At 45.2% G+C, this 14,933-nt stretch carries 10 protein-coding genes; 9 read left to right on the plus strand and 1 reads right to left on the minus strand.

Annotation, left to right across the window (positions count from 1 at the left end; genetic code table 11):
* Positions 1-48: 48 nt before the first annotated feature.
* From MHI32_RS11475 to MHI32_RS11485, 3 genes are all read left to right on the plus strand, one after another.
* Positions 49-492 (plus strand): GNAT family N-acetyltransferase, encoded by a 444-nt coding sequence (locus tag MHI32_RS11475; protein WP_340012366.1) that lies wholly within the window; start codon positions 49-51, stop codon positions 490-492.
* 31 nt (positions 493-523) lie between these two features.
* Entirely contained in the window at positions 524-1,015 is a 492-nt protein-coding gene (locus MHI32_RS11480) for a DinB family protein (RefSeq protein ID WP_076309241.1), read from the plus strand.
* An 88-nt stretch (positions 1,016-1,103) separates the two neighbouring features.
* Positions 1,104-3,092 (plus strand): CotH kinase family protein, encoded by a 1,989-nt coding sequence (locus MHI32_RS11485; protein ID WP_076309242.1) that lies wholly within the window; start codon positions 1,104-1,106, stop codon positions 3,090-3,092.
* Between the two features lie 71 nt (positions 3,093-3,163).
* Here MHI32_RS11485 and MHI32_RS11490 read toward each other — a convergent pair whose 3' ends face one another.
* Positions 3,164-4,858, minus strand: a complete 1,695-nt coding sequence (locus tag MHI32_RS11490) for an ABC transporter substrate-binding protein (RefSeq protein WP_076193877.1) — start codon at positions 4,856-4,858, stop codon at positions 3,164-3,166.
* 112 nt (positions 4,859-4,970) lie between these two features.
* On the opposite strand from MHI32_RS11490, the gene MHI32_RS11495 reads away from it, so the two are divergent.
* From MHI32_RS11495 to cysK, 6 genes are all read left to right on the plus strand, one after another.
* Complete coding sequence (locus tag MHI32_RS11495) at positions 4,971-6,482, plus strand: DUF4173 domain-containing protein (RefSeq protein WP_248548029.1); 1,512 nt, start codon at positions 4,971-4,973, stop codon at positions 6,480-6,482.
* A 24-nt stretch (positions 6,483-6,506) separates the two neighbouring features.
* Positions 6,507-7,031 carry a hypothetical protein gene (locus tag MHI32_RS11500; RefSeq protein ID WP_076303022.1) on the plus strand — a complete coding sequence of 175 codons (525 nt, stop codon included), beginning with the start codon at positions 6,507-6,509 and terminating at the stop codon, positions 7,029-7,031.
* A 94-nt stretch (positions 7,032-7,125) separates the two neighbouring features.
* The gene (locus tag MHI32_RS11505; protein ID WP_076187360.1) at positions 7,126-7,824 is read left to right on the plus strand and encodes a cyclic nucleotide-binding domain-containing protein; all 699 of its coding nucleotides are present in this window, start codon (positions 7,126-7,128) and stop codon (positions 7,822-7,824) included.
* A gap of 161 nt (positions 7,825-7,985) precedes the next feature.
* A complete protein-coding gene (locus tag MHI32_RS11510; protein ID WP_340012369.1) occupies positions 7,986-9,680 on the plus strand; it encodes a methyl-accepting chemotaxis protein in 1,695 nt (564 codons plus the stop codon).
* A 266-nt stretch (positions 9,681-9,946) separates the two neighbouring features.
* Positions 9,947-13,849 (plus strand): discoidin domain-containing protein, encoded by a 3,903-nt coding sequence (locus MHI32_RS11515; protein ID WP_340012371.1) that lies wholly within the window; start codon positions 9,947-9,949, stop codon positions 13,847-13,849.
* A 147-nt stretch (positions 13,850-13,996) separates the two neighbouring features.
* Positions 13,997-14,917, plus strand: a complete 921-nt coding sequence (gene cysK, locus MHI32_RS11520; RefSeq protein WP_248548032.1) for a cysteine synthase A — start codon at positions 13,997-13,999, stop codon at positions 14,915-14,917.
* The last annotated feature ends 16 nt before the right edge of the window (positions 14,918-14,933 follow it).

Consider the following 14,933-nt stretch of genomic DNA (forward strand, 5'->3'; position numbering starts at 1 on the left):
TGTGTATGAGCAGGGCTGTTAATTTAAAAGAAAGCAGGATGAACAATCATGGTTGTTATTAAAGAAATAGAAATGGAATCTCTTCCTGAACTGGGGAATTTATATCAAGAGCTGATGAATAAACCGTCTGACCTTAATAAGCTTGAAGAAGTATTTAAAGGGGTCAAGGCGGATAACCGCTACATTCTATTGGGTGCTTTTGTAGAGGGTGAGTTACTAGGGTCTTTGATGGGCATCGTGTGTCAGGATTTAGTGGGGGACTGCAAACCGTTTATGGTGATTGAGAATGTGGTGGTTTCAGCGCGGGCACGCCGTCAAGGCGTTGGCAAAAAACTTATGAACGCCATTGAACAAGCAGCCCGGGAAAGAGACTGCTATTATATCATTTTAGTCTCCGGTGAGCAGCGGAAGGAAGCGCATGTGTTCTATGAATCGTTAGGTTATAGAGATGAAAAGGTGGAGGGATACCGAAAACATTTAAGCTCCCATTAAAAAGCACACAACTTTCTAGGAGGTTTTTAACCTGCATACATTTTTTAAATATAACTGGATGGTCCGTGAACAATGGTATGAGTGGTGTGGAGATATTTCTGAGGAGGAGCTGCTCGCAACACGTATAGGTGGTGTAGGCAGTATTCTTAAGACGCTTTTTCACATTGTTGATGTGGAGTGGAGCTGGATTCAAGTATTGCAAGGAAAGCCGGATTTCCAAGAGGATTTTGAGCGGTACAAGACTTTGCAGCAAGTACGAGAATTGGATGTAAAATTCCACACAGAGGTGGAACCCTTTGTAACGGCTTGGCATGAGGGGCTGGAGCAGAGGATTTTTGAGGATCATCTTCCGGATGGCAGGATCGTGACCGATGCCTGGGGTGAGGTAATGCGCCATGTGATTGCTCATGAGATTCATCATGTCGGGCAATTATCGGTCTGGGCTAGAGAGATCGGAAAACCGCCAGTTTCAGCTAATCTGATTGGCAAAGGGCTGATAAACAGCCTACCTGGCAAAGCATAGACAAGCTATTCAGCGTATATTCAGATTCATATTTTACAATCTCCTTGAACTGCGAAAACATAAATCTGTACTTCAAGGAGGATTACACATGGTGAAGAAGAAAAATTTGCTGAGAAAGTTCATGGCAGCTACACTAAGTCTTGCTATCGTCTCAACGGCGTTTGGTGTTGCTGGAAACACGCCCGTAGTTAGTGCGGCGGATGCAGGTGTAACGAAAGCGTATGAATCCCTGTTCGCGGGTGACAGAATCATTGATGTTAAAGTAACGATTGATGATGCGGATTGGAAAAGTATATTAGCAAGTCCCCTCGAAAAAGAATACAAAAAAGTTAAGGTTGAAGTTGACGGGAATGTTGTTGAAAATGTTGGATTTTCTACTAAAGGGAATCTGACGTTAAAATCGGTAGCCAGTATGACAGACTCGGACAGATACAGCTTCCGGCTGAAATTTGATAAATATGATAAGAAGCAAACGTTACTTGGTCTTGATAAAATGGTATTGAACAATAATTTCTCGGACCCTTCGTATATTCGTGAATATTTACATTACGAAGCGCTTCGTTCTGTAGGTGTGGATGCACCTTTGACTGTGTTCACCAACCTGTATATCAACGGAGAATTATATGGTTTTTATGTAGGTGTGGAAGCGATAGATGATAGCTATCTAGAACGTACCTATGGAGAAAATTATGACGATGGTGTTCTGTATGATACAGAAGAAAAAAGTTATCTGCAGTACAAAGAAGGCAGTGACTACGAAACGATAACTTATGATACAGGTAAAGAAGATGATAAAGCTTCGTTAAAGAACTTCATCAAGGTGCTGAATGAGATGCCTGCCGGTGAGAAGGGTTCTATTGAAAGTGTGCTAGATGTGGATTCGGCACTGAAGTATATTGCCGCTAATGCTGTATTGGGTAACTATGACAGCTATAACGGGGATAAAGGTCATAATTATATGTTGTACGGGGATGCATCCGGTAAATTTAGTGTACTTCCATGGGATATGAACATGTCCTTTAACGGGTATTCTGGTGGCGGAGGCGGCAGAACAGGTACAACAGACACAACAGCTGCTGCGGGCACAACTTCTACATCGGCAACAACCCTTGCAGCCAATACCAGCGCAGTAACTGCATCAATTGATAATCCAACGCTTGGGATAAGTTTAGATCAGGTCCCAATGATTGCTAATCTGTTGGAAGTGCCTGAATATAAGACTAAATACCTGAAATATGTATCTGAGCTGGTTGATTATTTGGAAGGAATTCAGAGCAGAATTACTGAATTGGCTACCTTGATCAAACCTTACGTTCAAGCAGACCCAACCAAATTTTATACCATGGAACAATTTGAAAGTAATGTTACTTACTCAGCAACAGGTGAAATGGGTGGTAGTGGAGGAATGACTCCGCCAGCTGGGATGGAAGGCATGACTCCTCCTGAAGGGATGGAGGGCATGACACCTCCGGATGGAACGACACCGCCAGCACGTCCTGATAATACAGGGACTGCGACTGATGGCAATCCTACACCTCCAACAGGTAATGCTGGAGGCGGGGGACAAGGTATGGGGACAATGGCAGCAGGTTCGATTATGACCTTTGCGCTGAACAGACTTGCTAATCTGCAAGGCCAGCTAGGACTTAACGTCACACCTCTACCCTCTGTAACTACAACGCCATCAACAACGAATCCGAACACGACGGGCACTAAGGGAATATCCGTACTTTTAAACGGAACAGCGGTCAGCTTTGCAGATCAGCTTCCTGTGAATAAGGATGGCCGGGTGCTGGTGCCAGTGAATGCAATCTTTAATGCTCTGGGTGCTACAGTAACCATGGATCAAACGACTAAGAAAATTACCGCAATAAAAGACAATACAACGATCGTAATGGCCATTGGCAGCAAGACTGCTTACATCAATGGCAAAGCACTCACACTCGACGTTCCTCCGCAAATTATCGGAAATCGGACACTGGTTCCGGTAAGATTTATTTCCGAGGGATTGAATATGGATGTGAAGTGGGATGCAGGGACTTCTACAGTTACAGCTACGACTAAAACAGCAGCTTAATAATTAGCTTTATCGCGTATGCGGAAATCCGGGGCAAGCTCTGGATTTCCGCATTTTTTAATTCAAGCAGATCAACTCGTGCTGCTGCTAGAGAGCAGTGGCGGAAACCAGACATGACGAAGATCGACCCAACCCTGGCTATTGAAGCTAACCCCGCGGACAGAGGGGAGATAAGCTGTCTGAGTCGGCTTTTCATACAAAATATGTAGGTGGTGCTCTTTAATCAGACGGTTCTCGATGATACTGAAACTTTCCGCTCGGGCCACCGGATTAGGTTCGCGCGCGATGGTATACAGCCAGCCTTCTATATCCGCCCGGGTATGCGGTTCAATATGCTGGGAGAGCGTGAGGTATAGATCAAATAAACGAAGTTGTTCATCCTCGTCACGGAATAATGAGAAAACAATCAGGTCTGATTCCAGCCGAATCGGACCTTTAAATTCCTCTGGAGACACGGAAATGACATTGCATTTATAACCTTGTTGCTCTAGTCTAGTGGCAATAAAATCAGCATCGCCAGCATATTGTGGAATCGTAGAGATTTGCAACGTGATTTCTTGATCTATTATCGCTTCTTGCTCGATGGACGCTGAATCGTCTTTTAAACAGGAGACTATTTTTGCCCGAAGCAGGGGATCGCTTAGCGGTCCCTTTTTTTGCGTATTGCAGGTGACGAATTTCCGAATGGAAGACTCCGAATGAATTCGGCTCCAGGTCGAAGAACTGGCGGATGAGGGATTCTGAATCACGTGAAAAGCAGAACCCGTATCAGAGGATGACGTTTCGGTATCCCACGGGACATAAAGGATTTCAACCCGATCTAAATGAGCCCGTCCTTGAAAATAATAAGGAAAAACCTCCAGCACACAAGTGTCCTCGGTCATATCCACAACCTTAAAGGGGCCAGTCCCCACGGGTCTACGGCCAAAGCTCTGCTCATCCATTCCTTCTAAATCACGCGGTACAATTGCGGCTCTGCTCGTACACAAAAATGGCAGAAATAGTTCATTAGGCTGCTTAAGCGTAATTTGAACGGTAGATGGATTTAATGCGGTGACCCGCTGGATTTCTTTGAAAATATAGCTATAGAGTGTCCGTTTAGAGGTTTGCATCAACCGTCCCAGGGAATAGACTACATCCTTGGCTGTCAGCACTTTTCCATGATGGAATAACACCTCTTTGCGCAGAAAAAAAGTCCAGAGCGTCCGGCTCTCATCGACTTCCCAGGCGTGAGCCAGACAGGGAACAATTTTGTCCCGTTCACCGCTTCGTTTCACTAACCCGTCGAAAACATGGCTGGAAACAAATGACTCTGCCAGCAAATTCATATAGAGCGGATCGAAGGTATGGAGCTGCTGGGTAATAGGCAGCCGGAGAGTATCAATTTGTTTGTCACTACGAATTTCAGAATGATGCCCAAAATAGGTCAGCAGCCAACCCTGCAGTGTATCCTGCAGTGAGGTGGAGCTGGCATGGGTTTTGATGCCTTCTATAGCGTTGTGGACATCTTTGCGGCTAATCGCCTGCATCATGGATTGAAGGGCAATTTCTTCGGAGGGAACAAGAAATTGCAGCAAAGAGCGGCTTCCCCGCCCACGCTTAGGCGTCCATTTGATCCATTCCTGCAACATCATTTTATTCACAATATGCATGGCATTGCGGTGTGTACAGCCGAAAATCAATGCCAACTCATCCATCGTCACTGAGATTTCTGTGGCTCCCCCAAAATGAGATTGCAGCTTTAAAAATTGGCTATGCAGCTTCATTGTTTTGGTTCCTTTCGGAAAATAGGAAATTATAAATAAATTCTTTCTCTTTTTTTTCTTATTTTATCACGTAAAATAAGGATGAGAAAGTAAGAAAATGGGGGTAATTACCATGACCGAGGAAATGGAAACGGGAACGGGACTTAGGCTTAATCGATCGCTTGCTGCTTTGCTTGCCGCGTTCTTACTGGCAATAGTTCATCAGTATTTATTTTATGGGAAGCTGGCGGGCCTATCGTATCCAATCTTTGTATGTCTGTTCTATGCGTTCATGCTTTATTATGCCAAGGCTAAAATCCGCAAGCTTAACAAATTCAGTTACTTCTGGTTTGGAGCGATTTTTCTACTTTCATTAACCTATTTATTCTTTCATAATTTTTTCTTCTTTGGGCTGAACCTGCTGGTGATCCCGGTGTTGATTTTATTACATATGACTTATTTGCTTAGTGATAAACGGCCGGCTTGGAGCCGGCTTGGATTAGTGGGGAACACGCTGGAGCATGTGCTTCCACAGAATTTCCGCCATTGGAGCACTGTGTTTACGATCATTAAAAGGTCTGGCGGCAGTAAAATGAAGGACGAGCGTAAGCAGGTTATGGGGAAAGTGCTGATAGGACTTGCGATCTCTTTTCCAATATTGCTGGTTGTGGTGACTCTGCTGTCCTCAGCGGACGGAGTGTTTCATCATGTACTGCTGGCGCTGCCGAATGTGCTGGATCAGATTTCATTTGGGGAAGGTTTTGTGCGGGTGCTGTGGATTATCCTGCTGGGCATGGGCTTGTTCGGCTTAGTGTGGGGGTATGTGGATTCGAAAATCTATGACTGGAATATGCAGCCTAAGGAATATGGTCCAGTGCTGGCGCCTGTAAGCTTTAAAATGGATCCGATAATTATGACGACGATTCTTATAGCCATTAACACGGTATATGTATTGTTTGTTTTCGTACAGTTTTCTTACTTGTTTGGAGCATGGGAAGGGATTTTACCAGAGGGCAGCTCATATGCTGATTACGCACGTAGTGGATTTTTTGAGCTGATTATGGTGGCTGCGATTAATTTCGTGATTTTGCTGCTGGCTTTGGTGTCGGAAGGAAAAAGAAGTGGAGGGCTGCAAAAATTTATTAATGTTCTGCTCTACATTCTGGTTGGTTGCTCGACAGTTATGCTATATTCCGCCTATACCCGTCTGACTCTTTATGAAGAGGTGTATGGCTATACCACGACTCGGTTTTTAGTGCATGCATTTATGATATTTATGGGCTTATTGTTGGTGGTTGCAGCCTTACGGATAGCTGTTCAGCGTGTGCCATTGGCGAAATGTTATATTGTGCTGGGCTTGATCTCCTACGTCGTCATGAACTATATCGGGATGGATGTTATTATCGCTAATAAAAATATGGATCGCTATGCAGCGAGTGGTAAATTGGACGCCAATTATTTGGTCCGTTTATCTCCGGAGGTCATCCCTTCTCTGATAAAGTTTAGTGAACAGGAAGATGGGATGCTGGATGATTTTTTAAAGAATGAATGGAGAGAACTCAATAAGCGTGAGTGGGCATGGCAGTCGTTTAATTTCCCGCAATATCTGGCGCAGCGTGAGCTGGCTGAATATTTTGCACAGTAAAGGTAAGAAGAAGGTGTGAGGTCAGTGAGGAAGAAGCCATTTAAAAGAGGCTGGTCATTTATCATCATTTTTATTACGGTAGGTTTAAGTTACGGGATCTATCATATCTATTTATACAATGCGCCCAAACAAAATCATTACTCGCGTGTTTCCAGCACCAATCTTGAACAGGAAAGTCTGGGCGGCATTCAGCTGCTTCAAAGCCTTGATTCAATCGCTAGGGAACCTAAGCCAAATAATGATATAGAGCGGTATCAGTATTATGATCTGGGTCACGAGACAACAATAGCCACAGCACGTGGTGATGATAAGATCATTCTAATCAGCGTCTATTCCGATCATACGATGAGTACGGCAAGAGATATTCATATTGGAGCTTCAGCAGACGAAGTGATCAAGGCTTATGGCACTTCTTATTATAAAAGAGGGGAGCAAGGGGCTGAGATTATCGGATACGTGGATAAAATCAACCATCGGAGTATTGAATTTTGGCTGCAGGATCAGAAGGTAGATATGATTCGTTATTGTGTGGATTCTGTTGTAATGTAAAGTGTCATAGGAAAACCTTATTAAAAAGGACATATGTCCTTTTTTTGTGGGGTATTCTAAATTACACTGGAGCAAACATTAGAGGGGGCACTACATGCATACGATAAATGACCGTGAGGCTGTCCGTGCCTTGGCAGTGAAGAACGGTCTGGACGGAATATTTAGCCCGCTGGTAACGCATAAAATGGAGTTGAGACGTTACGCGGATGAAGAAAAGCTGTGTCTGGTTGGCGATCAATTGGATGGGATGTTCATATTGGTTGAGGGCAAGCTCAAAATCCAGACCTTGCTGCCAAATGGCAAATCTATGCTGGTGCGGTTTACAAATCCGATATCTGTGATTGGGGATGTAGAGCTGCTTCACCGGTTCCCTGTTAAGAATCAAGTGGAGTCTGTGGGTGAGAGCTTGATTCTTTTTGCAGGGAGAAGACTACTCCTGAGAGAGCTTGAGGAAAACACAGCGTTGTTACGTTTTCTCGTCGGAGAACTTAGTCACAAATTGCATACGCTCGGTCAAGCCTCTGCACTTAACCTGTTGTATCCTGTGGAGAATCGATTTGCCAGTTATTTAATGTCTTTGTTCGCAGATAAAAACGGTGACCGGCGGGTGGAGGAGATTCGGACCTCAAGTCTTATTGAGACAGCAGAATTGCTTGGCACAAGCTATCGGCATCTTAATCGAATCGTACGTCGTTTTATTGATGAAGGAATCATTACACGAAATCGTGGACGCTTAAGCGTACTGGATGAATCGAAGCTGGCAGAGCTGGCTAACGGAAATTTATACGAATAAAAAGATCTCAAAAGACCATTAGTTCCTGCCCTCGGCCGGAAATAGGGGTCTTTTTGTTTTTTTAAGCAAACATTCAGTTCAAATTCAGAGAGGCTTAAGGGAGAGCTAGTAGGATAAAAGTACCAAATAGACCTACATACATATAGAGATGAGGAAAACCGATGGTGAAAAGTATCCGTGGGAAAATAGTCTTAGGATTTACTGCTGTGATCATAGTCTTTCTAGTGGCGATAGCCGGAAACACATTGTTTCAGGGGAAGGTTACCCAATTGACAGATCAGGTTAATCGTAACTGGGACAAGCTGTCACTTGTTCAAGGCTTAACGGATAAGATTCGTACCGCAGATGAGCTGGGTGCTCGTTATGTGATGAGTAACACAGATGATGAGCGGAATTCATATCTGGCGCAGTATGAAGAAATGCTCCCATTGATTGAAAATGCTATTACAGAGCTGGAGAATGCCCGATTAAGTGAAGCTGAGTTAAAGGGTGTAGCTGAGCTGAAGAGCAAATGGAATGATTATTTAATCGTTCTGAAGGAAGCTTTTGCCTTAGCTAAGGAAGGCAACTTCCCGGAAGCCCAGAAGAAATTCACGAACCTGTCATTAGACGCTATGATTGAATCTCAGATTGTGTTTCAGAACATGCTCATGGAGGAAATAGAGAATGGACAAAGCCTGGCAAATTCGCATCGTAACAACGGTTTGATTACTAGCTTTGGTGTGACCGGATTGTCGGTAGTGCTCGCGGTGATCCTTGCGCTGCTAATTTCTGGACGGATTATTAAACCGCTTCGTGATGTGAACACTCAGTTGAAGGAAATTGCAGATGGGGATGCCGATCTTACGCGCAAATTAAGTGTTCGTTCTAAAGATGAGATTGGTGAACTGGCGTTTAACTTTAATAAAATGACAGATAATCTGGGCACGATGATTGAACAGGTGAAGTTATCGGCGAATAGTCTCGCGAATTCCTCTACAAAGCTTAGGTCAGATAGTGGAGTGACGGCAGGCGCCACAGAACGAATATCGGATATTATGGGTGAAGTCGCTTCCGGAACAGCCAGACAGATGAATGATTTGCAGACCAATACAATTACAATCTCAGAAATATCACTAGGAATCGGTCAAATTGCTGCCAGTGTCCAGGACATCTCGGAAGCCTCCCATCGCTCTGCGGCATTTGCCATTACAGGAGATGAATCCCTTCAGGCCGCAGGACAGCAAATGGAATCGATTAATCGTTCCATACAATCTTTATCACAGCAGGTCCAAGGTTTTGTGAATCGATCCCAGGAGATTGGCAGTATTGTAGGAGTCATAAAAGGAATCGCTTCGCAGACGAATATGCTGGCCCTAAATGCGACGATTGAGGCAGCTCGTGCTGGTGAACAAGGTAGAGGTTTCGCTGTGGTTGCCGATCAGGTCCGTAAGCTGGCAGAGCAGTCCGCGGAATCCGCCAATCAAATTGCAGAAATGGCGACTGGGATCCAAAGTGAAGCAGATGATGCCATGAAGGTGATGATGAGCAGCATGCGTGAAGTAAAGGGAGGTACGGAGATTATCGAGGAAGCGGGACGTTCCTTCGGTGAGATTCGATTATCTATAGATTCACTCGCCGAACAGGTTCAGGAAGTATCTGGAGCCGTGGAGGAGATTACGGCGGCTGCGGATGAGATTGTAGAGTCAATTCGTAACGTTACGCAAATCTCGGAAACAACCGCTGCGAGTACTCAGCATGTGTCAGCAGCCTCACAAGAGCAAATGGCTTCAGTCGAACAAATTGCATCCTCTGCGAGTGAATTAAGTACAATGGCGCATGGACTGCAAGGGTTGGTAGCTAGATTTAATGTATAACACGAAGCTTCGGAGAGTTAAGGGGCAATATAGTCCCCTTGACCTCTCTGTGGCTTTTTTTGTTGAACGTAATATCCCACATACAAAGCATAGAAATCGCCATCGACGGCCATCTACCTATAACTTATATTATTAGCGTTATTAGTTAGCTTGTATCCGTAATCCATCATTTCAAATGTAGGAGGCGAATGTCTATAAAACTACTGTTTTGAAAGCGCATCCTTTCTGCTGCATAGCTCCACAAAATTTTGGAAGGTGGTTATTCAATGATAGCAGCTTCTAAAAGATTTACAGGGAAGACGGCAGTACTATATTCTTTGATTGTTATATTATTTGTAGGTCAGTTAGGGTTATATCCTTCGGTGAGTTTAGCTGCGGGGAATTTAGCCCAAGGGAAGACTATTACTTCAAGCTCCTTCGGTGATGTATACGTAGCAGCCAATGCTAATGACGGCAGCCAAGGAACGTATTGGGAGAGCGCAAGCGGTGTTTTTCCGCAATGGATTAAAGTGGATTTAGGGGCAGCAAGCAGCGTGAATCAGGTTGTGCTAAAGCTGCCAACGAATTGGGAAACAAGAACTCAAACGTTAGCGGTGCAAGGAAGTACAGATGATGCAACTTACAATAACTTAGTAGATTCCGCCAATTATACATTTAATCCAACGATTGATTCCAATACAGTGACCATCAGCTTTACAGCTGCGAATGTCAGATATGTTAAACTGAATTTCACATCCAATACGGTCTGGCCAGCAGCACAGTTAGCGGAATTTGAGGTTCATGGTAATACAACTACAACTCCATCCTCAGGATATGAAGCGGAGGATGCCGCATTATCCGGTGGTGCCAAGGTTAACACGGATCATACAGGTTATACAGGTACAGGATTTGTTGATGGTTACCTAAATCAAGGTGCTGCGACTGCATTTATCGTTAATGTGGCTTCTGCTGGTAACTATGATGCTACATTAAGATTTTCAAATGCATCAGGCAGTACAAAAACCATTAGTGTTTATGTGAATGGAACTAAAATTAAGCAAACCTCACTTGCGAATCTGGCCAATTGGAATACTTGGTCAACAAAGATTGAGACGCTGGCTCTGAATGCTGGCGCTAACACGATTACTTATAAGTACGATGCAGGAGACAATGGAAATGTGAATCTAGATAATTTGAACGTCACTCTAGCTTCTGCGACAACACCTACGCCAACGCCGACGGCAACTCCGACACCAGCGGCAACACCTACCCCAACGCCGACGGTAACACCGACACCGACAGTAACACCTACGCCAACACCGACAGTAACACCTACACCAACTCCAACGGTAACACCGACCCCGACACCAACAGTTACACCAACGCCTGGGGCGGGTTCCAATCTGGCTTTGAACAAAAGCATCAACGCTTCCTCTTCCGTCTTTACCTTTGTTCCTACAAATGCGAATGACGGTGATGTAACTTCTTACTGGGAAGGAGCAGGAGGAGGTTATCCCAATACATTATCTGTAAACCTGGGTAGTAATGCCGATATTACATCCATTGTCCTCAAACTGAATCCATCATCGGCCTGGTCCACACGTACTCAGACTATTCAAGTGCTTGGGCATAATCAGAATACAACAGCCTTTACTAGTCTTGTGCCAGCAACCGTGTATACTTTTAATCCGGCAACTGGCAATACGGTCACTATTCCGGTAACGGCCACGGCTAGTGAAGTACAGTTGAAGATTACCACCAATACTGGTTCAACCGCTGGGCAAATCGCTGAATTCCAAGTGATGGGTGCACCAGCTGCTAATCCGGATTTGGCGATAACCGGCCTTACATGGTCACCTTCAGCTCCAGTAGAGACCAATGCCATTACTTTAAATGCAACGGTAAAAAACCTTGGAACGTTAGCTTCCATAGCGACTAATGTGAATTTCTACTTGGGCAGCACACTTGTAGGCACTAGCCCAGTGGGGGCATTAGCGGCTGGCGCATCTACGAACGTCACTTTAAATATAAGCGCAAAGGATGCTGCTACCTATACTTTAACTGCAAAGGTTGACGAGAATAATACGGTTATTGAATTGAACGAAGGCAATAACAGCTTCACTAGCCCAAATTCTCTTATTATTGCTCCCGTATCCAGTTCTGATCTAGTAGCTTCCCCTGTTAGCTGGACACCAAGCAATCCAGCAGGCGGCAATGTGGTCAGCTTCTCGGTAGCAATCAAGAATCAAGGGACAGCAGCATCCGCAGGGGGTGCGCATAACATAACCTTGAAGGTTCTGGATGCTACTACGAATGCTGTACTCCAAACCTTAACTGGAACCTATAACGGCGTGATTGGCAGTGGAGTAACAGCGCCTCCTGTTAGTCTTGGCACTTGGACAGCAGCTAATGGCAAATATACTGTGAAGACGGAAATTGCCGTAGACACTAATGAGCTGCCAGTTAAACAGGCCAATAATATTCAAACACAGTCTCTTTTTGTAGGTCGTGGAGCCAATATGCCTTACGACATGTATGAGGCTGAGGAGGGTGTGATTGGTGGCGGGGCTGTGAAGCTTACTGCTAATCGGACCATTGGAGATCTTGCGGGTGAGGCTTCAGGCAGAAGAGCAGTCACACTGAATACTACAGGCAGTTATGTAGAATTCACTACTAAGGCTGACACTAATACACTGGTCACCCGCTTCTCCATTCCAGATTCGGCGAGTGGAGACGGTACGAATGCTACACTGAACATCTATGTGAACGGAGTTTATACCAAGGCGATTAATCTGACCTCTAAATATGCATGGCTGTACGGTTCAGAGATAAGTCCCGGCAATTCACCAAGCGCGGGTTCTCCGCGGCATATTTATGATGAAGCTAACATTATGTTCGACAGCACGATTCCGAAAGGTAGTACGATTCGACTGCAAAAGGATGTGGCAAATACCTCGCAGTATGCCATTGATTTCATCAGTTTGGAGCAGGTATCACCGATTGCCAATCCAGATCCGGCCAAATATACGGTCCCAGCCGGCTTTACACATCAGGATGTGCAAAATGCGCTAGATAAAGTACGCATGGATACGACCGGAAATCTCGTAGGTGTGTATTTGCCGGCCGGTAACTATCAGACCTCCAGTAAATTTCAGGTCTATGGAAAAGCAGTGAAGATCATTGGTGCGGGCCCATGGTATACCAGATTTTACGCTCCAACGAATCAGGAGAATACGGATATCGGTTTCCGGGCAAGCGATACCGCTAACGGCTCTACTTTTGCGAATTTTGCTTACTTTGGGAACTACACATCACGTATTGATGGCCCGGGTAAAGTATTTGATTTCTCCAATGTGGCAAATATTACGATCGATAACATCTGGACCGAACATCAGGTGTGTATGTATTGGGGAGCTAATACGGATTACATGGTGATCAAAAACTCCCGTATCCGCAACACCTTCGCTGACGGCATCAATATGACGAATGGCAGCACGAATAATCTCGTGTCCAATATTGAGGCACGGGCAACAGGGGATGATAGCTTTGCATTGTTTTCGGCTATTGATTCCGGTGGTGCAGATATGAAGGATAATATTTATGAGAATCTCACTTCAATCTTGACCTGGCGGGCAGCAGGTGTAGCCGTCTATGGCGGATATGCCAATACCTTCCGCAACATTTATATTGCTGACACGCTTTGCTATTCTGGAATTACGATCAGCTCACTTGACTTCGGGTATCCAATGAACGGCTTTGGCGCTTCACCGACAACGAATTTTGAGAATATTTCCATTGTTCGTGCAGGTGGACATTTCTGGGGTGCACAGACCTTCCCGGCAATCTGGGTATTCTCAGCCTCTAAGGTATTCCAAGGCATTCGTGTCAGTGATGTGGATATCATTGATCCAACCTATCATGGCATCATGTTCCAGACCAACTATGTCGGCTCCACGCCGCAATTCCCAGTGACAGATACCCTCTTCACGAATGTCACAATTTCCGGTGCGCAAAAGAGTGGAGATGCTTTTGACAGCAAATCCGGAGTGGGCATCTGGGTAAATGAAGCGGCTGAGGCTGGGCAAGGTCCTGCCAGAGGGTCAGCCACCTTTAACAATCTGAAGATTACCAACACGGTAACGAATATTAAAAATAATACGTCTACTTTTACGATTAACGTTAATCCTTAAAAATAAATGCTGCCAGTACTGAACAGCCGTCTCCCGCTTTCGTGGGGGACGGTTGTTTTCAGGTTGCAGAAACTAAGGTTCTGAATCGACAGGAGGTGCTGCTCACGTTACAATAATGGAAGGTACAGAAATGAAGGAGGCTCTAAAATGACATCCTTAGTGGTTAACAATATAACAGAGCTGATTGGGAATACACCGGTTGTAAGATTAAATCGGCTGACTAGCCCCCAAGATGCAGAACTATACGTGAAGCTGGAGCTTTTTAATCCAAGTGGCAGTGTAAAAGACCGGGCAGCTTATAATCTAATCCTGCAAGCCGAGCTAGAAGGTTTGCTGAAGCCGGGCGGGACGATCATTGAGCCGACTAGTGGAAATACAGGGATAGGCTTAGCGATGAATGCCGCGGCAAAAGGGTATAAAGCGATTCTTGTCATGCCTGATAATATGACCAAGGAACGAATCAATATTCTAAAGGCTTATGGTGCGGATGTTGTGCTGACGCCCGCAGCAGAACGGATGCCGGGAGCTATAGCAAAAGCGATTGAGCTGGGAAAAGAAGTGGAGAACAGTTTTATTCCGCAGCAATTCGAGAACAAAGCCAACCCGGATATTCACCGGACAACGACCGCTCTGGAAATCCTGGAGCAAATGGAAGGTAAGCTGGATGTGTTTGTTGCTTCATCAGGAACTGGGGGCACGATAACTGGAACCGGTGAGGTTTTGCGTGAGCATCTACCTGATATTCGGGTTCTTGTGGTTGAGCCGCAAGGCTCGCCCGTATTATCTGGAGGAAAGCCAGGACCACATAAGCTGGTAGGAACGAGTCCGGGCTTCGTACCTGCCATTTTGAATACACAGGTCTACGATGACATCGTTCAAGTTGCGGATGAAGCTGCCTTGGAGACGGTAAGAACGCTGGCTGCAAAAGAAGGAATTCTGCTGGGTCCATCCGGGGGTGCCACTGTATGGGCGGCGTTGCAGGAAGCACGTCGTCTTGGGGCTGGCAAACGCGTGCTTTGCATTGCACCTGACACAGGGGAACGGTATCTTAGTATGGGAATATTTTAGTTTCGTCTGGAGGAAT

It is taken from the genome of Paenibacillus sp. FSL H7-0690 (genome assembly GCF_037980415.1).
Classification (GTDB): Bacteria; Bacillota; Bacilli; order Paenibacillales; family Paenibacillaceae; genus Paenibacillus_AQ; species Paenibacillus_AQ odorifer.